Origin of the sequence: Nocardia rhamnosiphila NBRC 108938, from assembly GCF_000720425.1 — a bacterium.
Taxonomy (GTDB): Bacteria; Actinomycetota; Actinomycetes; order Mycobacteriales; family Mycobacteriaceae; genus Nocardia; species Nocardia rhamnosiphila.
Genome location: NZ_JOAJ01000003.1, coordinates 798,229 through 818,746, shown reverse-complemented (window position 1 = coordinate 818,746; position 20,518 = coordinate 798,229). Strand labels below are relative to the sequence as shown.

At 67.7% G+C, this 20,518-nt stretch carries 20 protein-coding genes; 13 read left to right on the top strand and 7 right to left on the bottom strand.

Translation table 11 applies throughout. The features are described 5' to 3' along the window. The first annotated feature begins 374 nt into the window (after positions 1 to 374). The 6 genes from IG75_RS0115675 to IG75_RS0115650 all read left to right on the top strand — a co-directional run bounded on the left by IG75_RS0115675 (position 375) and on the right by IG75_RS0115650 (position 7,423). Positions 375 to 983: a DUF8020 domain-containing protein gene (locus IG75_RS0115675; protein WP_030522012.1), complete on the top strand. Its 609-nt coding sequence runs from the start codon at positions 375 to 377 to the stop codon at positions 981 to 983. Then, complete coding sequence (locus IG75_RS37365) at positions 980 to 1,705, top strand: LppU/SCO3897 family protein (RefSeq protein ID WP_051714593.1); 726 nt, start codon at positions 980 to 982, stop codon at positions 1,703 to 1,705. The genes IG75_RS0115675 and IG75_RS37365 overlap by 4 nt, the downstream gene beginning before the upstream one ends. An 85-nt stretch (positions 1,706 to 1,790) precedes the next feature. Continuing rightward, positions 1,791 to 3,443 (top strand): alkaline phosphatase D family protein, encoded by a 1,653-nt coding sequence (locus IG75_RS0115665; RefSeq protein ID WP_051714592.1) that lies wholly within the window; start codon positions 1,791 to 1,793, stop codon positions 3,441 to 3,443. 99 nt (positions 3,444 to 3,542) lie between these two features. Beyond that, positions 3,543 to 5,324, top strand: coding sequence for a GMC family oxidoreductase N-terminal domain-containing protein (locus IG75_RS0115660; protein WP_051714591.1), 1,782 nt, complete (start codon positions 3,543 to 3,545; stop codon positions 5,322 to 5,324). Positions 5,325 to 5,566: 242 nt separating this feature from the next. Next, positions 5,567 to 6,937: an MFS transporter gene (locus IG75_RS0115655; RefSeq protein ID WP_030522008.1), complete on the top strand. Its 1,371-nt coding sequence runs from the start codon at positions 5,567 to 5,569 to the stop codon at positions 6,935 to 6,937. A gap of 24 nt (positions 6,938 to 6,961) precedes the next feature. Then, complete coding sequence (locus IG75_RS0115650; protein WP_030522007.1) at positions 6,962 to 7,423, top strand: PaaI family thioesterase; 462 nt, start codon at positions 6,962 to 6,964, stop codon at positions 7,421 to 7,423. Between the two features lie 69 nt (positions 7,424 to 7,492). On the opposite strand, the gene IG75_RS0115645 is transcribed toward IG75_RS0115650, so the two are convergent. Continuing rightward, positions 7,493 to 7,867 carry an Rv1352/Rv1906c domain-containing protein gene (locus tag IG75_RS0115645; protein ID WP_030522006.1) on the bottom strand — a complete coding sequence of 125 codons (375 nt, stop codon included), beginning with the start codon at positions 7,865 to 7,867 and terminating at the stop codon, positions 7,493 to 7,495. 542 nt (positions 7,868 to 8,409) lie between these two features. On the opposite strand from IG75_RS0115645, the gene IG75_RS0115640 reads away from it, so the two are divergent. Further along, entirely contained in the window at positions 8,410 to 9,516 is a 1,107-nt protein-coding gene (locus tag IG75_RS0115640) for a CobW family GTP-binding protein (RefSeq protein WP_168165619.1), read from the top strand. Here the strand turns inward: IG75_RS0115640 and IG75_RS0115635 are convergent. From IG75_RS0115635 to IG75_RS0115625, 3 genes are read right to left on the bottom strand one after another with little or no spacing between them, the layout of a single operon-like run. Next, complete coding sequence (locus IG75_RS0115635) at positions 9,468 to 9,938, bottom strand: molybdenum cofactor biosynthesis protein MoaE (RefSeq protein ID WP_081876898.1); 471 nt, start codon at positions 9,936 to 9,938, stop codon at positions 9,468 to 9,470. The two genes, IG75_RS0115640 and IG75_RS0115635, sit on opposite strands and share 49 nt — an antisense overlap. After that, complete coding sequence (gene moaCB / locus IG75_RS0115630; protein ID WP_081876897.1) at positions 9,931 to 11,028, bottom strand: bifunctional molybdenum cofactor biosynthesis protein MoaC/MoaB; 1,098 nt, start codon at positions 11,026 to 11,028, stop codon at positions 9,931 to 9,933. Before moaCB ends, IG75_RS0115635 begins: the two co-directional genes overlap by 8 nt. Next, positions 11,025 to 12,248: a molybdopterin molybdotransferase MoeA gene (locus tag IG75_RS0115625; protein WP_030522002.1), complete on the bottom strand. Its 1,224-nt coding sequence runs from the start codon at positions 12,246 to 12,248 to the stop codon at positions 11,025 to 11,027. The genes moaCB and IG75_RS0115625 overlap by 4 nt, the downstream gene beginning before the upstream one ends. Positions 12,249 to 12,383: 135 nt before the next feature. On the opposite strand from IG75_RS0115625, the gene moaA reads away from it, so the two are divergent. Together moaA and IG75_RS0115615 are read left to right on the top strand one after the other, a co-directional pair. After that, positions 12,384 to 13,442 carry a GTP 3',8-cyclase MoaA gene (gene moaA / locus IG75_RS0115620; protein ID WP_030522001.1) on the top strand — a complete coding sequence of 353 codons (1,059 nt, stop codon included), beginning with the start codon at positions 12,384 to 12,386 and terminating at the stop codon, positions 13,440 to 13,442. Continuing rightward, the gene (locus IG75_RS0115615) at positions 13,435 to 13,677 is read left to right on the top strand and encodes a MoaD/ThiS family protein (RefSeq protein ID WP_030522000.1); all 243 of its coding nucleotides are present in this window, start codon (positions 13,435 to 13,437) and stop codon (positions 13,675 to 13,677) included. Before moaA ends, IG75_RS0115615 begins: the two co-directional genes overlap by 8 nt. A 29-nt stretch (positions 13,678 to 13,706) precedes the next feature. Here the strand turns inward: IG75_RS0115615 and sigJ are convergent, their stop codons facing one another. The 3 genes from sigJ to IG75_RS0115600 form a co-directional block, all read right to left on the bottom strand. Beyond that, the gene (sigJ, locus tag IG75_RS0115610) at positions 13,707 to 14,648 is read right to left on the bottom strand and encodes an RNA polymerase sigma factor SigJ (RefSeq protein WP_030521999.1); all 942 of its coding nucleotides are present in this window, start codon (positions 14,646 to 14,648) and stop codon (positions 13,707 to 13,709) included. Between the two features lie 136 nt (positions 14,649 to 14,784). After that, complete coding sequence (gene nadE, locus IG75_RS0115605; RefSeq protein WP_030521998.1) at positions 14,785 to 15,609, bottom strand: ammonia-dependent NAD(+) synthetase; 825 nt, start codon at positions 15,607 to 15,609, stop codon at positions 14,785 to 14,787. Positions 15,610 to 15,620: 11 nt separating this feature from the next. Then, positions 15,621 to 16,247 carry a TetR/AcrR family transcriptional regulator gene (locus IG75_RS0115600; RefSeq protein WP_373863735.1) on the bottom strand — a complete coding sequence of 209 codons (627 nt, stop codon included), beginning with the start codon at positions 16,245 to 16,247 and terminating at the stop codon, positions 15,621 to 15,623. A gap of 190 nt (positions 16,248 to 16,437) precedes the next feature. On the opposite strand from IG75_RS0115600, the gene IG75_RS0115595 reads away from it, so the two are divergent. The 4 genes from IG75_RS0115595 to nrdE all read left to right on the top strand — a co-directional run bounded on the left by IG75_RS0115595 (position 16,438) and on the right by nrdE (position 20,494). Then, on the top strand, positions 16,438 to 17,007 hold the full coding sequence (locus tag IG75_RS0115595) for an NAD(P)H-dependent oxidoreductase (RefSeq protein WP_030521996.1): 570 nt from the start codon (positions 16,438 to 16,440) through the stop codon (positions 17,005 to 17,007). A 533-nt stretch (positions 17,008 to 17,540) separates the two neighbouring features. Continuing rightward, complete coding sequence (nrdH, locus tag IG75_RS0115590; protein WP_030521995.1) at positions 17,541 to 17,771, top strand: glutaredoxin-like protein NrdH; 231 nt, start codon at positions 17,541 to 17,543, stop codon at positions 17,769 to 17,771. Positions 17,772 to 17,888: 117 nt separating this feature from the next. Continuing rightward, positions 17,889 to 18,338, top strand: a complete 450-nt coding sequence (nrdI, locus tag IG75_RS0115585; protein ID WP_030521994.1) for a class Ib ribonucleoside-diphosphate reductase assembly flavoprotein NrdI — start codon at positions 17,889 to 17,891, stop codon at positions 18,336 to 18,338. Further along, positions 18,335 to 20,494 carry a class 1b ribonucleoside-diphosphate reductase subunit alpha gene (gene nrdE, locus IG75_RS0115580; protein ID WP_030521993.1) on the top strand — a complete coding sequence of 720 codons (2,160 nt, stop codon included), beginning with the start codon at positions 18,335 to 18,337 and terminating at the stop codon, positions 20,492 to 20,494. The genes nrdI and nrdE overlap by 4 nt, the downstream gene beginning before the upstream one ends. The last annotated feature ends 24 nt before the right edge of the window (positions 20,495 to 20,518 follow it).

Genomic DNA, 20,518 nt, shown 5'->3' with positions numbered 1-20,518 from the left:
TCCGGTTGACGCGTGCGGGCGAGGCCGCCGGACCCGGCCGCCGATTGGCACATTCCGGGGGTGTGTAACACCTCGAGGCCTTCCGGTGAATAACCGGGCGTAAAAGTTATGGCCACTGGACGATTGCCGGCGGAATGCTGCCGGGGCCGCTGCGGGTGCCACGGTGATATCGCAGAGTCGTATAACCGTTGACCTGGGCGAGTATTGCGGAATTACCGCCGAACAGCACGGTTATTGATCAGCAATTTAAAGGATGGATTTTCCGTTTAATTCCTGATATGCACTCGAACTCCGAATATCGGTATGGTCCTGTGCGCGAATGAAATCGCAGCCGCCCGGCCCAGGGTCGGTTCACGTGAGAAGGAATGAACGTAATGAAGTTCGGCACTTTCGCCGCTACCGCACTTCTGTCCGTCGCCGCTGTAGGGATTTCCGCCGGCGTGGTGCACGCCGAACCCGCGGCTCCGGCTCCGGAGATCAAGAGCGAGGGCGTCGACCAGGGCGTCGCCTACGAGACCAGCGTCGACCAGAAGACCCAGACGATCACCACCGAGGTCCACGACGGGCGGTTCGAACTGACGCCGGACGGCGCCAAGGCCGTCCTCAAGGCCGTCAGCGGTGCCGTGGTGGCCGAAGTGCCGCTGCAGTACGAGATCTCGGGCAGTGAGATGGCGGTGGCCCACGAGATCAGCGCGGACGGGACCACTCTCGAGCTGACCCCGACGGTCACCGCCGAGAACATCGGCGAGATGCGGCCGGTCAGCTCGATGGCCCGGCTGACCACCGAACTGCAGGAGAACGTCGTCGGCGTCGCGGCGGGCGCGGTGCTCGGCGGTCTGCTCGGCGCGCTCGTCGGGCTCGGTTTCCTCAGCATCATCACCGGTCCGATCGGTCTGGTCGTGGGTGCGGTGGCCGGCGGTTACATCACCGGTGGACAGCCGTTCGTCGACGCGGTGCAGGCCGTGCTGCGCGGCGAACCGTGACCCAGCCGGGCCCGGAGGAGGACGGCGGGAACCCGCCGCTCTCGCCACAGGACAAACGCGCCCGGGTCGGCGCCACCGCCGCCGCGATCGCCATCGCGGCGGTGGTGACCTCGATCGTGCTGGGCATCGGCGTGGCCGCGCTGCTGGCCACCGCCGGCAGCGACGAGACGACCGAGGACCTCGCCGCGCCGGCCGCCGTCGAGACGACGCCCGCCACCGGCGTGACCGAGACCTCGCCCGCCCCGGTGGCGCCGCCGTCGGTGCTGGTGCCGTCGACGGTCCCGCCGACCACCACCCCCTCCGCGGTCGGTATCGCGGGTTCGGCCAACAAAGAGGCGAAACAGGCCCCGCCGAAGGTCGAGGTCGCGGCGGGGGAGTGCCTGAGCGCGCTGGGGGAGAAGGAGGTCACCAAGGCCACCTGCGGTAGCACGGAATCCCGGTACAAGGTGGTCGCCGCCGGCCCGGCGGGGACCACCTGTCCGTCCGACGCCGACTCGGGCCACACCATCGGCGAGACGACCCTGTGCCTCGATATCGACTGGGTCGTCGGCAGCTGTGTGGATGTCTCGGGCGATCAGCCGCAACGTACGGAATGCGGACCGGGCGGGGTGCAGGTGATCAGCATCCTGCCGGACACGGTGAATGTGAACGCGTGTCCGTCCGCCGACCGCGGGTTCGTCTACGACGAACGCCGGTTCGTGGTCTGTATCGGCGATCGATAGACCGGTCCGGTCGCCCGGTGACCGGACCGGGCGACCGGACTCCGCCACGGTCGTCCCGGCGATTCGGGCCGGGTTAAGCTGATTCATGGCTCTGTCCCGACGTCGGTTACTGCAGGCGGGCACCGCCGGTGCGGCCGCGCTCCTGGCCGGCGCGGGTCTGGCGAGCAGCGCTCCGTACCGGGCGCCGCGATGGCTCGGCGATCCGTTCACCCTGGGGGTGGCGTCCGGCGATCCATTGCCCGACGGGGTCGTACTGTGGACCCGGCTGGCCCCGGACCCGTTCGCGCCCGATGCGCTCGGCGGCACCGCCCGGGCGCCGGTCACCGTCGAGTACGAGGTCGCCGAGGACGAGTATTTCCGCCGGATCGCCGCCCGCGGCAGCGCGCTCGCCACCCGGGAACTGGCCCACAGCGTGCATCCGGAGGTCCGGGGATTGGCACCGGACCGCTGGTACTTCTACCGCTTCCGCGCCGGGGCGGCGATCTCCCCGGTGGGCCGTACCCGCACCGCCCCCGCCGCGGGCGCGCGGGTGGCGCGGCTGCGCTTCGCCTTCGCCTCCTGCCAGCACTGGAGTTCCGGCTACTACACCGCCTATCGGCATCTGTGCGACGAAAACCTCGATTTCGTGGTGCATCTGGGCGATTACATCTACGAGAAGGAATGGGCCCGCGGTCGCGCGGGCGTCGCGATCCCGGAGACGCTACGTGCGGAGGCCGCCGACCTCACCGGATATCGACTGCGGTACGCGCAGTACAAGGCCGAACCCGAACTGCGGGCCGCACATGCCGCGTTCCCCTGGATCTGTACCTTCGACGATCACGAGATCGACAACAACTGGGCCGGTTTCGATCCGGGCGCCGGAATCGATATCCATCTGCTGCCCGCCCTGTTCCGGCGGCGTCGCACGGCCGCGTTCCGGGCGATGTACGAACATCTGCCGCTGCGTATCGACCAGCTACCCGCCGGACCCTACGTCCGGATGCACCGTCGCTACGCGTTCGGTGATCTCGCCGATCTCACCATGCTCGACACACGCCAGTACCGGACCTCGCTGGTCTGCGGTGACGGCGGAAACCTGGTGGTCGACTGCCCGGATCGCTTCGCGGCAGAGCGCACGATCCTGGGTGCGCCGCAACGCGATTGGCTGATCGACGGCCTCACCCGCTCCCCGGCCCGCTGGCAGATCCTGGGCAATCAGGTCGCGATGGCGCAGTCCGACTACGACCCGGGCCCGGCGGTCGCGGTGGGCACCGACGCCTGGGACGGTTATGTCGCCGACCGCGACGCGGTACTCGCCGCGGCGGCGGCGCGCGGGCGCGGGAATCTCGTGGTGCTCACCGGTGACCGGCACGAGAACTACGTGGTCGATCTGCGCGGGAACTACCGCGACCCGCACTCCCCGGTGGTGGCCACCGAGTTCACCGGGACCTCGATCACCACCGGACGCGACGGCGCCGACCTGCCGCCGCGGGGCCGGACACTGCTGGCCGCCAACCCGGATATGAAGTTCTTCAACGGTCAGCGCGGGTATGTCCGGGTGGAGGTCGACGAACGGCTGTGGCGTAGCGACTACCGGGTGGTGCCCTATGTCGGGCGGCCCGGGGCGCCGATCCGCACCCGGGCCACCTATGTCGTGGAGCACGGCCGGCCCGGCGCGCAGGCCGACCGGGACCCCGGCGCCACCGTGCCGGAGGCGGCGGTTCCCGATCCGACTCCGGTGGCCGGGGCCGGACGGTGAGCGGGAAGGGGCCGGGCGCGGGCAGGTTGGCCGAAAGTGCCGATTTCGTGTCCGCGGGTATGTGCCCTCGACGGTGACCCAGGCCATAGTCTCGGAAAGATGTCCAGTTCCGCAACGAGCACCGGCACCGGCGCCGGGCCCGGCCAGACCTTCGACTACGACGTCCTCGTCATCGGCTCCGGATTCGGGGGCAGCGTCAGCGCCCTGCGGTTGACCGAGAAGGGATACCGGGTCGGCGTCCTCGAGGCCGGGCGCCGCTTCGCCGACGACGAATTCGCCAAGACGTCCTGGCGTGCCAGGCAGTACCTGTGGGCGCCGTACCTCGGCTGCTTCGGGATCCAGCGGCTCGCGCTGCTGAAGAACACGCTCATCATGGCCGGGGCGGGAGTCGGCGGTGGCTCCCTGGTCTACGCCAACACCCTCTACGAGCCGCCGGAGAAATTCTTCCGCGACGGCCAGTGGGCCGGTATCACGGACTGGAAAGACGAGCTCACCCCCTACTACGACCAGGCCAAGCGCATGCTGGGCGTGACCACGAATCCGGCGACCACGCCGACCGACCGGGTCTTCCTGGAGGTCGCCGAGGAATTGGGCGTGGCCGATTCCTATCAGCGGACGCCGGTCGGCGTCTTCTTCGGCGGTCCCGGAAGCCGGCCCGGCGAAGATGTGCCGGATCCGTATTTCGGGGGCGCCGGGCCCGCGCGCCGCACCTGCACCCACTGCGGCGAATGTATGACGGGCTGCCGTCACAACGCCAAGAACACCCTGGTCAAGAACTACCTGTACCTGGCCGAGCAGGCCGGTGCCACCGTGCACGCCCTGCGCACCGTCACCGATGTGAAACCCCTGCCCGGCGGCGGCTACACCGTGGCCACGGTGACGACCGGGCGCTGGCTGCGCAAGAAACGCGCCACTTTCACCGCCGAGCAGGTGATCTTCTCCGCGGCCTCCCTGGGCACCCAGCGGCTGCTGCACACACTGCGCGATTCCGGGTCGCTGCCCGAGATCTCCGGCCGGCTGGGCTTCCTGTCCCGGACCAATTCCGAGGAACTGCTCGCGATCCGCAGCCGGGACAAGACCAGCGATTTCACCAAGGGGGTGGCGATCACCTCCTCGATCCATCCCGATCACGACACCCATATCGAACCGGTGCGCTACGGCAAGGGCAGCAATGTCATCTCGCTGATGGGCAGCGTCATGGTCGACGAGGAACCGGGTGTGTCCAAACGCCGGCTGTGGTTACGCGAGATCTGGCGCAACCGTCGCGATCTGCCGCATCTGCACAACCCGCGGGGCTGGTCGGAACAGATGATCGGACTGCTGGTGATGCAGTCGGTGGACAATTCGATCACCACCTACACCAAACGCGGGCTGTTCGGCCGCAAGATGACCACCCGGCAGGGTGAGGGCGCCCCCAACCCGACCTGGATCCCGGCCGGGCACGAGGTGGGCCGCCGGGTCGCCGACAAGATCGACGGTATCGCCGGCGGAGCCACCAGCAGTGTGTTCAATATTCCGATGACCGGCCATTTCATCGGCGGCTGTGTGATCGGGGAGAGTGCCGAGACCGGTGTCGTGGATCCCTACCAGCGGCTCTACGGCTATCCGGGACTGCACGTGATCGACGGTTCGACCATTTCGGCCAACCTCGGTGTCAACCCCTCCCTCACCATCACCGCACAGTCCGAACGCGCGGTGGCGATGTGGCCGAACAAGGGCGAGGCGGACCCCCGGCCACCGCTCGGCACGCCCTATCGGCGGGTCGCCCCCATCGCCCCGGTGTCGCCGGTGGTGCCGGAGTCGGCGCCCGCCGCGCTGCGGCTGCCACTCATCGAGGTGAACCATCGGCCCGCCACTGTCGGCGGCGAGGAGTCGCGCTGAGCAGCCGGGAACACCGGCCCGCGGACGGCCGCCGCAGGCAGGTCCGGGGCCGGTTCTCCCGCGGGTGTGAGCGCGTTCACATACGCTGGTAAGTAGCTGATGAGAGGTGCCCGCTGCCCGGGCTCCGGTGCTGTGAGCGTTTACCCAGGGAAAATCGCGGGTAACGGATTGAGGTCGATACTCGCCGGAACCCGGTCGCCGGCGAGCGCGACGTCATGGGTCGGCCGGGCCGACACGGACGCATGCGCCGGAGAGGACTGACCGTGACGGACCAGAAGCCGGAACCAGACCAGGTCGAAGCACCGCAACTCAAGAGGTCGGTGGCGGCCTCGGCAATGGGCAATGCCACCGAATGGTTCGACTACGGTGTCTACGCCGCAACCGCCACCTACCTGACCGACGCATTCTTCCCCGGGGAACTCGGCACCCTCGGCACCATGCTCGGCTTCGCCATCTCCTTCGTCCTGCGGCCGGTCGGCGGCATGGTCTGGGGTCCGCTGGGCGATCGTGTCGGCCGCAAAGTGGTGCTGGCCACCACCATCCTGCTCATGGCCGCCGCCACCGGTCTGATCGGTGTGCTACCGACCCACGGCCAGGTCGGGGTGCTCGCCCCCATCCTGCTGATCCTGCTCCGCGTGGTGCAGGGTTTCTCGACCGGCGGCGAGTACGGGGGCGCGGCCACCTACCTGGCCGAATGCGCGAGCGATAAGAAGCGCGGCTTCTTCGGCAGCTTCCTGGAATTCGGCACCCTCGGCGGTTTCGTCGGCGGTTCCGCGGTGGTGCTGCTGTGCCAGCTCATCCTCGGCTCGGACGCCATGCACGATTGGGGCTGGCGGATCCCCTTCCTGATCGCCGTCCCGCTGGGCGCGATCGGCTGGTACCTGCGGACCAAGCTCGACGAATCGCCGGTGTTCACCGAGGTCAACGAGCAGGAGCATCCCGAAGGTGGGCTCCGGGTGCTGATCACCACCTACAAGCGGGAGCTGCTGACCCTGTCGGGCCTGGTCATCGCGCTGAACGTGGCGAACTACACCTTGCTCACCTACCAGCCGACCTATCTGCAGAACACCATCGGCCTCGGCGAGTCCACCACCACCGCCATGATGCTCGTGGGTCAGGTGGCGATGATGGCGTGCGTCCCCTTCTTCGGCCGGTTGTCCGACCGGACCGGGCGGCGGCCGCTGTGGCTGTTCTCGCTGGTCGGGCTTGCGGTGCTGGCCGTACCGATGTACTGGCTGATGGGTGTGGGCACCGGCTGGGCGATCGTGGGCTTCGTCGTACTGGGCCTGCTGTACGTTCCGCAGCTGTCCACGATCAGCGCGACCTTCCCGGCCATCTTCCCGACCCATGTGCGCTACGCCGGGTTCGCCCTGGCCTACAACGTGTCCACGGCTGCGTTCGGCGGTACCGCTCCGCTCGTGAACGAGGCGGTGATCGAAGCCACCGGATGGAGCCTGTTCCCCGCCCTTTACATGGTGGCCGCCGCGTTGATCGGTCTGGTGGCATGGTATTTCCTGCGGGAGACCGCCGGGACGTCGTTGCGCGGCACCGAGGTGCCCGATGCCGCCGAACCCGACCCGCCGGCCACCGAAGAGAAGCAAATCGTCGCGTGATCCATCGGAAGGGCCGACCCTGATATGAGTGATGTCCGCAACCCGCCCATCGCCGAGGTCGTGAACTCGGCGCTGGAACAGACCATTCCGGTGGCGCACCGGATGGGGGTGCACGCCGAGGAGGTGCGCCGCGGGTACGCCGCCGCCACGGTGCCCGTCGAAGGCAACGGCAACCATTTCGGTGTCATGTACGCCGGGGTGCTGTTCACCGTCGGCGAGATCCTGGGCGGAGCCATCGCGGTGGCCAGTTTCGACACCACACGGTTCTATCCGCTGGTGAAGGACCTGCGGATCACGTTCCGTAAACCGGCGACCACGGCGGTCCGTGCCCAGGCCACCCTGGACGACGCCGAGATCGACCGGATCGCGGCCGAGGCCGCGGCCAACGGTAAAGCGGATTTCACGCTGCGTGCGGTGCTCAGCGATGCCGACGGCGTGGTCGTCGCCGAAACCGAAGGGCTGTATCAGCTGCGCGCCCACCGGTGACGGGCCGCCGCGGCGCCACCGGCCCGGTCTCCCCCTATCTGGGGAAGCCGGGCCGCGGCCGGTCGCGGGTCAGCGTCCGGCCGAACCGCTCGGCGCCGGCACCGGCGGGACCATGCGCCAGGGACCGCAGTTCTCGGTCTTGAAGCCCGCGTCGGTCGGTTTCACGGTGACCCGGATCGGGCCCAGCCTGGTGTAGTTGTTCTCGATGATGTAGCTCATATCCGTGTTGTCGCCCTCGACCAACCGCAGCCGCCGCCAATCGCAGCTGCGGGCGGGGTCGGCCGGTCCGGGCGATTCCCAGGTTCCGGGCCGGATATCGACACCGACCCGGTAGACGCCGTCGTGCGATATGTGATCCGCGGGCTCGGCCGCCGCGATACCGCCGCCCAGCACGGTCGCCGCCGATAACACCGCACCGGCGATCAGAAACGTGCCTGCACGCATTCGTTCTCCTCGGTATTTCTCTGCTTCTCTATACAGCGAGATCCTCCCGATCTCCCCGGCACGTTTACCAGAGTCGTGCTACCGATTTCGGAGAATCGCAATATTTCCGGGAAATCGCGGAACTCCCGCGGAACCGCGAGTCGGGTGACTTGGTCGGCGTCGTCGGTATTTCGCCGCTATGGGCACGTCCGCGGGCGCAGTCCGCCGCCGCTAAATTGCGGCTACCGGTAAACGATGTTCCGTGTCCGAGCATGCCCGTTCCGAGCGAGTTATCGCGTCACGCTTTCCGAAACGTATGCCATTCTGAAACATGGGCAATTCTGTTGGAATGCGGGCGGGTGGTGCACCGGATGTCCTGAAGTCGGTCGTATCGAGGGCCGAGTCTCACGGGGCATAAAAGGGTCGAGGCCGGTCCCCCTTGGCGGAAGGTGCTCAATGGTCGGCATTCCGCGGGCGGCCGACCGCACATCGCATGAGCCGGAGGCTCGGGTCCCGGAGCCCCTCGGCCCCGCGCGCCGAAGGCACGCCAATACTATTGCCCGGTGGCTGAGCGTATACCCGTGGTGATCGTGGCCGGATTCCTCGGTGCGGGAAAGACCACTCTTCTCAACGACCTGTTGCGCAACAACCGGGGCACCCGGATCGGGGTGGTGGTCAACGATTTCGGTGCCGTGAACATCGACGCGATGCTGGTGGCGGGCCAGGTCGACGCCATGGTGTCGCTGGGCAACGGCTGTGTGTGCTGCGCGGTGGACGTCTCCGAACTCGACGATCTGTTCACCCGGTTGACCGATCCCCGCGCCGGTATCGATGTGATCGTGGTGGAGGCCAGCGGTCTGGCCGAACCGCGCAATCTGGTGCGCATGGTGGTGGGCAGCGAGAACTCCCGGATCCGCTACGGCGGGCTGCTCGAAGTGGTGGACGCCGGGGAGTTCGCCGGGAGCCGGGCGCGGCATCCGGAACTGGCGAGCCATCTGCGTCTGGCCGATCTGGTGGTGGTGAACAAGGCCGACCGGGTCGGTGCGGCCCAACTGGACGGGTTGCGCGCCGAGATCACGGAACTGACCGGCGGCGCACCGGTGTACGCGACCACGCGCGGACGGATCGATCCGGGTCTGCTGTTCGATCCGCGCCGCCGCGGCGAACCCCGGATCGGCGAGCAGCTGAGTCTCGACGAACTGCTGCGCGAGGAGCACGAGCACGACGAGCACGACGGCGATCACCGGCATCTGCACGACGACTACACCAGTGTGGTGTTCACCGAGACCACGGCGCTGCATCCGCGCCGACTGGTCGATTTCCTGGAGAAACCGCCCGCCGGGCTGTTCCGGGCAAAAGGTTTCGTCACCTTCGCCGCGCCCGGGCCCGGCCGCTTCCTCCTGCACCTGGTCGGGCGCGCGATCACCCTGGAACCGGCCGACCGGGCCCCCCGCGGCGCCGGGACCGAACTGGTGCTCATCGGCACCGGTCTGGATACCGACGCGGTACTGGAACGGTTGCGCGCGACGGTGCACAGCGGACCCGAACACCTGGATGAGCAGGAGATGCTGGCGGTCTGGCGCTACGTCCCCGATATCGCGCGGGCGGCGGCCGACGACGACTACCCGCAGGCGTTGACCCATTCGGAGAGTCCGTCGGCGAACAGTTGACGTTTCCAGATCGGCACTTCGTGTTTGATCCGGTCCACCAGCGTCGAGCATGCCGCGAAGGCCTCGGCGCGATGCGGTGCGGCCACCGCCGTCACGATCGCCAGATCACCCACCACCAGATCGCCGACGCGGTGCACGGCCGCCACCGGCAGACCGCTCGATTCGGCGACCGCGGCGCAGCATTCGCGCAGAAAACGGATCGCTTCCGGATGTGCCGAGTACTCCAGCGCCGAAACCGCCTGGCCGCCGTCGTGATCACGGACCACGCCGGTGAACAGCACCACCGCCCCGTGGTGCGGTCCGCGGACGGCCGCGTCGACGACGGCGGGATCCAGGGCCCGGTCACTGATCTCGGCGAGCCGTACTCCGCCGCCCGCCGCGGGGTGCTCGCGGCCGGGGGTTCCGGTGGACAGGTCAGGCATGTGCGCTCTCGTTCCCGATATTCTTCTCCCGCGGCGCGCCGGAGGTCTTGCGCGCACTGTCGTTCTCGTGCGCACCGCCGCCGGCCACCTGCGCGAGCAGATGCGTGAGCAGCGGTTCCAGTACCGCGATACCGTCTTTCACCCCGCCCGGGGAACCGGGCAGATTCACCACCACCGAACGGCCGGCCAGTCCCGCGACGCCGCGGCTGAGCGCCGCGAGCGGAAACTTCGCCGTGCCGCGCTGCCGGATCGCCTCGGCGACCCCGGGCAGTTCCCGGTCCAGCAGGGCCGCGGTCGCCTCCGGGGTGTGGTCGGTGGGGGAGGCGCCGGTACCGCCGGTGGTCACCACCAGGTCGGGGGTGGTGTGCAGCGCGTCGGCCAGGCCGTCGGCGATCTCGGCGTCGGCGTAGACGAGGGGCCCGCGGACGGTGTACCCGAGATCGCGCAGCCAGGACACCAGCCGTGGTCCGGTGGTGTCGGTCCGGGTTCCGGCCGCCGCGCCGGTGGAGGCCACGAGCACCACCGCGGTGCCGCTGATATCGCTTCGGGGAGTGGCCGCATGTGTTTCCGCTTCGGAGTGCGGCACCGGATGCGGGGCGGTCCCGCTCTCGGCCGGTGACTGCGCGCGGGTCCAGTGGCCGCGTTTTCCGCCCTCTTTACTGAGCAGGCGTACGCCGTTCAGCTCCGCCGCCGGGTCGACCGCTTTCACCATGTCGTGCAGGGTGAGTCCGGCCACGGCCACCGCCGTCAGCGCTTCCATCTCCACCCCGGTGGGTCCGGTGGTCTTGGCGGTGGCCTCGATGGTGATGGTGGAGTCGGTGAAACCGAATTCGACCTTCACCGAGGACAGCGCGAGCTGATGGCACAGCGGAATGAGTTCGGCGGTCTTCTTGGCGCCCGCGATTCCGGCCAGCCGGGCGGTCGCGAGAACATCGGCCTTCGGCATATCGTTGGCGCGCACCAGCGCCACCACCTCCGCGGTGGTGCGCAGTTCCCCGCCCGCGACGGCGATCCGCGCGGTATCGGCCTTGGCGCTCACATCCACCATGCGGGCGCGGCCTTCGGCATCCACATGTGACAACTCGCTCATAACGTCCACACTCGCACAGTCGTGCCCGGCGCGAGTTCGGTCACCGCGGCCGGAATATCGATCAGCACATCGGCCGCCGCCATACTCGCGACGAGATGGGAACCGGGTCCGGAAACCACCTCCACCGCGTGCGGCCGCGTGCCGTTGCGGACCAGCCGCCCGCGCAGGAACTGACGGCGGCCCTCGGGCGAGCGGCGCACCGCGCCCAGCAGCGGAAGCTCGTATTCGGGTACCGGGTCCAGCCCGGAGAGGTGCCGCAGGATCGGCCGGGCCAGCACCTCGAACGACACCACCGCGCTCACCGGGTTCCCCGGGAAACTCAGCACCGGCACACCGTCGACGACCGTGAGGCCCTGGGGGCCGCCCGGTTGCATGGCCACCGAGCCGAACTCGCCGCCGAGTGGGATGAGGACCTCCCGGACGACTTCGAAATCGCCTTTGGACACCCCGCCCGTGGTGATCACCAGATCGGCGGCGGCGGTCGCGGAGTGGAGCAGCTGCCGGAAGTCCGCGGGTTCGTCACCGCAGTGCTCGACACCGGTCACCGCGACACCGTTGGCGGTGAGCGCGGCCGCCAATGCGATTCCGTTGGAGTTGTAGATCTGCCCCGGCCGCAGCTCGGTGCCGGCGGGCACCAACTCGCTTCCGGTGCTGATGACGACCGCCCGCACCGGTGCGAACACCGGGACCCGGCCCACACCCGCCGCGGCCAGCGCCGCGATATGACGCGGGGCGAGCACGGTCGCGGCGGGGACGAGTTCGGCACCCGCCCGGATATCGCTGCCCGGCTCCCGGACGAATTCGCCGGCCGAACGGCCCCGGGCGATCCGCACCGAGTGGTCGCCGGCGGTCGTATCCTCCACCGGGACCACACAGTCGGCGCCGGCCGGGAGCGGCGCCCCGGTCATCACCTTGCGCGCGGTCTCCGGTGTCAGCGCTTCGTGGCCGGGATCACCGGCGGCGATCACACCGGTGGTCGGCAGGGTCACCGGGGTGACCGCGACATCCTGCGCGCGCACGGCGTAGCCGTCCATGGCGGAGTTACGGAAAACGGGCAGATCGATCGGCGCGTGCTGATCCTGGGCCAGCCGGCGTCCGAGTGCCTCGGCCACCGGGACGTCCTCCACCGGCCGGGCGGTCAGTGGCCGCAACAGCTGTTCGATGGTGTCGCGGTAGTCGTCCGCCGACCGGGCCGGACGACTGGCGGGCCGAGAAATCATAGGCCCAGACTAGTAGCGCGTACCGGACGATCGCCGCCGGTCGTGGCCTACGGCGACGCGCGGGCCGGGTGCTCGGTACCGGCCGATACCGCGGAGGCTCGATATCGAGGTGGACCCGGCGTACATAATGGAGGCGTGACGCTGGTCGAAATGGGGATTCCCACCGTGCGGTCCGGGCGCCCTTCTTTCGATGGACGTCCGGAAACGCCGCTGCTGGTGGATCGGTTCGGCAGGACCGCGCGGGATCTGCGGGTGTCCATCACGGAGAAGTGCTCGCTGCGCTGTACCTACTGCATGCCCGAGGAAGGGCTGCCGGCCATCCCGCCCGCGGAGTTGCTCACGGCGGCCGAGATCGTTCGCCTGGTCACGCTCGCCGTCCGCGATCTGGGTGTACGCGAGGTGCGGTTCACCGGCGGCGAACCGCTGATGCGCCGCGATCTGGAGGAGATCGTGGCCGGCTGTCACGCGGCGGTACCGGAGGTGCCCCTGGCCATGACCTCCAACGGGGTCGGCCTGCGGCATCGCGCCGCCGGATTGGCGGCCGCCGGGCTGAGCCGGGTCAATATCTCCCTCGATACCGTGGACCGGGCCGATTTCGCCCGGTTGACCCGCCGGGACCGGCTGGACTCGGCGCTGTCGGGTATCCGTGCCGCCGTCGCGGCCGGGCTGGCGCCGGTGAAGTTGAACGCGGTCCTTATGCGGCAGACCCTGCACGGCGCCACCGACCTGCTGCGCTGGTGCCTGGACGAAGGGTGCGAACTGCGGTTCATCGAGGAGATGCCGCTGGACGCCGACCACGAATGGGCGAGGACCGATATGGTGACCGCCGCCGAACTGCTGGAGGTGCTGGGCGCCCGGTTCCGGCTCACCGCCGTCGGCCGCGACGATCCGGCCGCACCCGCGGAGACCTGGCTGGTCGACGGGGGCCCCGCCACTGTCGGCATCATCGCCTCGGTGACCCGCAAATTCTGCGATACCTGTGACCGCACCCGGCTCACCGCCGACGGTATGCTGCGGTCCTGCCTGTTCAGTGATCAGGAGTTCGATCTGCGCGCGAGTCTGCGCGCCGGGGCGAGCGATGCGGAACTCGCGCAGCTGTGGCGCGGCGCGATGTGGCAGAAATGGGCGGGTCACGGTATCGATGCCGAGGATTTCGTCCCCCCGGAACGCACGATGGGAGCAATAGGTGGTTGAGGTCCGCTACTTCGCCGCCGTGGCCGATGCGGTCGGCAAGGACACCGAGACCCTGGACCTGCCCCCCGGCGCCACGATCGCCGACCTTCGTTCCCGGCTCACCGAGACCTATGGTCCCGGCCTGGACAAGATGCTCGCCGTCTGCGCTTATCTGATGGGTGACGAACTGACCCGGGACAGTACGGCGACACTGACCCCGCGCGTCGATGTCATGCCCCCCTTCGCCGGCGGTTGAATGCTGACAGCGATCGTCTGTGATGTGGGTCACCACAATTCGGGCAGCGGTGCTCCCGGTGCGTAGGTGGCCCACTGGCGGTTGGCGTATGCCAGCTTGTCGGGGTTGACGTGGCCGTGCACGGCGGCGATGCCGTCCACGGTGACCTGCAGGACCAGGATGCCGACGACCCGGCCCTCGGACACCAGCACCAGCGCGGGCATGCCGTTGGCGATGGCCGCGAACATCTCGGGCTTGCCGCCGAGCTTGTTCCATGTGCCGTTCGACGACTTGATCGCGATACGCACGAAACGCGCGACGCGCTCCGCGCCGAGCAGCGGCCTGCTCAATGTCGCGATGAACCTTCCGCCGTCGCCGACGATGGAGGCATCGTCGGTGAGCAGGGCCACCAGCGTCTCGGTCTGCCCACTGACCGCCGCGGTCAGGAACTCCTCCACGATCCGTCGAGCGGCGGCCTCGTCGACCTCGATGCGCGCCCGTTCCATCGAGAGATGCTGTTTTGCGCGGCGATAGATCTGCTGGCAGTTGGTTTCGGTGACGTCGAGCAGGTCGGCGATCTCGTGGTGCGGATAGCCGAAGGCCTCGCGCAGTATGTACACCACACGCTCCTTGGCGGTGAGCCGCTCCATCAGCGTGAGCATGGCGATCGATACCGATTCCCGCTGTTCCACGGTGTCGGCCGGGCCCAGCATCGAGCTGCCGGCCAGCACCGGTTCCGGAAGCCACTGCCCCACGTAGGTCTCCCGGCGGGCACGGGCGGAGGTGAGCTGGTTGAGGCAGAGATTGGTGAGCACCTTGGTCAGCCACGCCTCGGGCGTCTCGATGTGCTCGCGGTCGGCGGCCTGCCAGCGCAGGTAGGTCTCCTGCACCGCGTCCTCGGCATCGCCGGCCGAACCCAGCAGGCGATAGGCGATCGCCTCCAGGCGGGCCCGGGAGCCTTCGAACAGTTCGGCCTGGCGCGTGAGCAACATGCGGACATCGTCGGTCATGGGTACCGGGCGCGTCCAGCCTCGCCCGGCCGACCCTGCGATATCACGCGACAGCAAGGTCGACCACTTGCAGTGTGCTTCGAGTAAGCGGCGTTCGTGTCGATCCGAGCGGATTCGCTCAGCGCCACCAGTCGTCGAGCGGGGCGACCGGAACGGCCCGCTTGTGCCGGGTGTTGCGGAAGGTCGTTTCGATACGTTTCGCCACCTCGTCGGTGACATCCTTGCCCTCGAGGTAGTCGTCGATCTCGCTGTAGCGCAGGCCGAGCGCTTCCTCGTCGGGCAGCGCCGGACGGTCGTCCTCCAGATCCGCGGTCGGCACCTTGGACGACAGGCGCGCGGGTGCGCCCAATTCCTCGAGCAGCGCGGCGCCCTGCCGTTTGGTCAGACCGGCGAGCGGGGTGACGTCCACGCCGCCGTCGCCGTACTTGGTGAAGAACCCGGTGACCGCTTCGGCGGCGTGATCGGTACCGATCACCAGCAGGTTGTCCTGACCGGCGATGGCGTACTGGATCACCATCCGCTCGCGGGCCTTGATGTTGCCGCGCACGAAATCTCGTAGTTTGCCGACCTTGAGGGCCGAGGCCACCTCGGCCGCCACGGCGTTGGCGCCCGGCCGGACGTTCACCACCACCGATTCGTCGGGCGCGACGAAGGTCATGGCGACGCGGGCATCGGCTTCGTCGGATTGAACACCGTAGGGTAGCCGCACCGCGACGAAGCGGACCTCGTGACCTTCGGCGCGCAACTCTTCGACGGCCAGCTGGCACAGCCGTCCGGCGAGGGCGCTGTCCTGGCCCCCGCTGATGCCGAGCACGAAACCCTTCGCCGGTGTGGCGCGCAGATAGTCCTTCAGGAAATCGACGCGGCGCCGAATCTCGTCCTTCGGCTCGATGTTCGGCAGCACACCCAGTTCGGAGATGATCTGTTCACGCAGGTTTCCCATGCCGGATCACTCTACTGCTCGGTGGAAACGGCCACGCGACGAACAAGGGCTTCCCAGTTGTCGCCGATCTGCTCGCGCGTGTACCCGAGTGTGCGGAGCTGGTGCAGGACGAGTGCGGCGCCGAGCGCGGCCAGCAGGATGTCGGCCAGCAGTGCGGGATCACCCGGGCTGCCCGCGTCGCGCAGCAGCATCGTCACATGGGTTTTCAGTACGAGGTAGGGCCGGCTGCTGAAATGGTCCTCGGAGGAGCCGAGTTCGGCCGCGCGATGCAGTTCGCCCGCCACTTCGAGATCCAGTAGCCGGGCCCGCCCGAAGGCGACGAGCCGTTCCACCGGCGGCGCACCCGGCCCCAGCGGCGGTGGGCCGAAGATGAACGCCTCCTGCGCCTGGGTCTCGGAATGGTCGAGCAGCGCGTACATCAGGCCGGTCCGGTTGCCGAACCGCCGGAACACCGTGCCCTTGCCGACCCCGGCCCGTTTGGCGAGCGCGTCCATGGTGAGGGCGTCCACGCCGTGGTCGCGGACGAGTTCCTGTGCGGCGTCGAGCAGCCGGCGCCGGTTGCGCGCGGCGTCGGCGCGTTCGGCGGGTTCGGCGGTACCGGGCAGTTCGGGTCCCACCCCTCGGTGCGGCGGCCGCACCCGCAGTGCGAGCGGCTCGGCCGACGCGGGGTTCGGTCGCGGGTCGCCCGAGGGTCCGGATTCGGCGGAATCCGGACTGAGTGTGTCGTAGTTCACGGCGCTGTGCGTCCCTCCGGAGGAATGTAGCGGACCGCGGTCCGGTTAACCTGGGCAGTGCGATCGTCACACAACTAGTACCGCAGGAGTGAACATGAGCCAGACCCGTATCGTCGCCCTCGTCGGCAGCCTTCGCGAGGCCTCGGTCAGTCGGCAGGTCGCCGAGGCGGCGGCCTCGACCGCGCCCGCGGGCGCCGAGGTCTCCCTCTACGAAGGTATCGGTGATATCCCGTTCTACAACGAAGATATCGATATCGCGGGTTCGGTACCGGCCGCCGCCCAGGCACTGCGCGACGCGGTCGCGGCGAGCGACGGTCTGCTGTTGGTCACTCCGGAATATAACGGCACCCTGCCGGCGGTACTGAAGAATGCGATCGATTGGCTGTCCCGTCCCTACGGCGCGGGCGCGATCAGCGGTAAGCCGGTGGCCGTTCTCAGCGGTTCGATCAGCCCCAACGCCGCCCGGTGGGCGCACGCCGACGCGGTCAAATCCGTGGGTATCGCCGGCGGGAAGATCGTGGAGGAAGCGCACCTGCACTATGCCGCGTGGGGCGAGCGCTTCGCCGCCGGCCACCCGCGTGAGGACGCCGAGGCGCAGCGCGAACTGACCGAGTCGGTGAAGGTTCTGGTCACCGCGGCCAGCGGGGAGCTCGTCTCCGCCTGATTCTCGGCGCATCGCGAGGGCCGCTCCGTCGACGACGGAGCGGCCCTCGCGTTTCCGGTCGGTCGGTTTCCTACGGGGCCGGAGGGTCTGCTGGGACCCGAAGCGACTGGTGTGACAGGCGTAGTCTTCTGCGTTTGCTGAAAGAGAACTGGCCTGGTCGATTTGTGATCTGGACCACGGTGAATACGGCGTGTCGAGTTGCTGTCCTGCGGCTTACAGCGGTGAAATCACATGGTTGTGACTCGCAACATCTCGTGTTGTTTCTTTCTGTCGGCCACTAGGTGTAGTGTCATCGATGCCTGGAGACGGCGGCGCAATCGGCCCGCCGGCACCGGGTGGAACCGGCCCGGACGTGGCGTTTCAGGGTCGGTCCTCGGAGTTTGCGCAGATCATCCGATCGTGCCGACACACCGCACAACACAGACGGGTCACCGGCTGGATCAGGCATGCGGTGAGCTCGGCCCGGAGGGCGGCGGACCGTCACCACGAAGGACCGCGAACACCGCACATAGGCACAGGAGAGAGGGACTCGAATGATCACCGTGTACACCAAGCCCGCTTGCGTGCAGTGCAACGCCACCTACAAGGCCCTCGACAAGGCCGGGGTGGAATACCAGGTCGTCGATATCTCCACCGATGCCGATGCCCGCGACTACGTGATGGCCCTCGGCTACCTGCAGGCCCCCGTCGTCGTCTCCGGTGACGAGCACTGGTCCGGTTTCCGGCCCGACCGCATCAAGGCGCTGGCCACCGTCGCAGCCTGAGCGCGTCAGGTCCGCAGGCGGCAGCGCAGCATAACCACGAAGGGCCCGCGCTCAGGCGTGATAGATACAGCCCGAGCGAACAGCGCGCCCGACCGGGTCGGGGAACGGGGAGGTGAGATGTCCGAGTCGCATACTCTGGTCTATTTCTCCAGTGCGTCGGAGAACACCCACCGATTCGTCGAGAAGCTGGATATCCCGGCACTCCGGATCCCCCTGCACACCACCGACTCGCTGCGGGTCGACGAACCCTACGTGCTGATCGTCCCCACCTACGGGGGCGGTCGGCACGTATTCGGTTCGACACGTTCCGACAAGGAATTCGTCCCGCGCCAGGTCGCCAAGTTCCTCAACGATCCGCACAACCGCGCCCTGTTGCGCGGCGTCGTCGCGGCCGGGAACACGAACTTCGGCGACACCTTCTGCTTCGCAGGCGATGTCATCTCGCGTAAATGCGGGGTGCCCTACCTGTACCGCTTCGAACTCATGGGAACCGCCGAGGACGTCGCCCGCGTCCGTGAGGGATTGGGATTGTTTTGGCAGCAACAACGACAGCACCAGCAGGTATGACCGCCCGCCTGGAGCAGCCCCCGCAGCGCGCCGGCGAGCCCGGTGAGGTCCTGGACTACCACGCCCTCAATGCGATGCTGAACCTGTACGGTCCGAACGGCGAGATCCAGTTCGACAAGGATCGCGAGGCCGCGCACCAGTACTTCCTGCAGCACGTCAATCAGAACACCGTCTTCTTCCACAACCTCGACGAGAAGCTCGACTACCTCGTCGAGGAGAACTACTACGAGTCCGAGGTGCTCGAGCAGTACAGCCGGGCCTTCGTGAAGAAGCTGTTCCAGCAGGCCTACGCCAAGAAGTTCCGGTTCCCCACCTTCCTCGGCGCGTTCAAGTACTACACCTCCTACACCCTCAAGACCTTCGACGGGAAGCGCTACCTGGAGCGTTTCGAAGACCGGGTGTGCATGGTCGCGCTGACCCTGGCCGCCGGTGACGAGGTGCTCGCGGGCAAACTCGTCGAGGAGATCATCGACGGCCGTTTCCAGCCGGCCACCCCGACCTTCCTCAACTCCGGTAAGAAGCAGCGCGGCGAACCGGTGTCCTGCTTCCTGCTGCGTATCGAGGACAATATGGAGTCCATCGGGCGCTCCATCAACTCCGCGTTGCAGCTGTCCAAGCGCGGCGGCGGGGTCGCGCTGCTGCTCAGCAATATCCGTGAGCACGGCGCCCCGATCAAGAAGATCGAGAACCAGTCCTCGGGCGTCATCCCGATCATGAAACTGCTCGAGGATTCCTTCTCCTACGCCAACCAGCTCGGTGCGCGCCAGGGCGCGGGTGCGGTGTACCTGCACGCCCACCACCCCGATATCTACCGTTTCCTCGACACCAAGCGGGAGAACGCGGACGAGAAGATCCGCATCAAAACGCTGTCGCTGGGTGTGGTGATCCCGGACATCACCTTCGAACTGGCCAAGAAGAACGAGGACATGTACCTGTTCTCGCCGTACGACGTGGAACGTATCTACGGCAAGCCGTTCGCCGATGTCGACGTCACCGAGAAGTACTACGAGATGGTCGACGACAAGCGGATCCGCAAGTCGAAGATCAAGGCGCGCGAGTTCTTCCAGACCATCGCCGAGCTGCAGTTCGAATCCGGCTACCCCTACATCATGTTCGAGGACACGGTGAACCGGGCCAACCCGATCGCCGGCAAGATCACCCACTCCAACCTGTGCTCGGAGATCCTGCAGGTCTCCACCCCGTCGATCTACAACGACGACCTCACCTACGCGCACGTGGGCAAGGACATCTCCTGCAACCTGGGATCGCTCAATATCGCCAAGGCGATGGATTCCCCGGATTTCGCGCGCACCATCGAGGTCTCCATCCGGGCCCTGACCGCCGTCTCCGATCAGACCCATATCAATTCGGTGCCCTCGATCGAACAGGGCAACAACTCCTCGCACGCCATCGGCCTCGGCCAGATGAACCTGCACGGCTACCTGGCCCGCGAACACATCCACTACGGGTCCGACGAAGGCCTGGATTTCACGAACATCTACTTCTACACCGTCGTCTACCACGCCCTGCGGGCCTCGAATATGATCGCCCGGGAACGTGGTACGTACTTCGGCGGGTTCCCCGAATCCAAGTACGCCTCCGGCGAGTACTTCGACAAGTACACCGACCAGGTGTGGGAGCCGAAGACCGAACGGGTCGCCGGATTGTTCGCCGACGCCGGTATCCGTATCCCCACCCAGGACGACTGGCGGGAACTGAAGGCCGCGGTCATGGAGCACGGCCTCTACAACCAGAACCTGCAGGCCGTCCCGCCGACCGGATCGATCTCCTACATCAATCACTCCACCAGTTCCATCCACCCGGTGGCGTCGAAGATCGAGATCCGCAAGGAAGGCAAGATCGGCCGCGTCTACTACCCGGCCCCGTACATGACCAACGAGAATCTGGACTACTACCAGGACGCATACGAAATCGGCTACGAAAAGATCATCGACACCTACGCCGCGGCCACCCAGCACGTGGACCAGGGCCTGTCGCTGACGCTGTTCTTCAAGGACACGGCCACCACCCGCGACCTGAACAAGGCCCAGATCTACGCCTGGCGCAAGGGCATCAAAACCCTCTACTACATCCGCCTGCGGCAGATGGCGCTGGAGGGCACCGAGGTCGAGGGCTGCGTGAGCTGCATGCTCTGAGAGCCTGAACAGTATTTCCCTCGC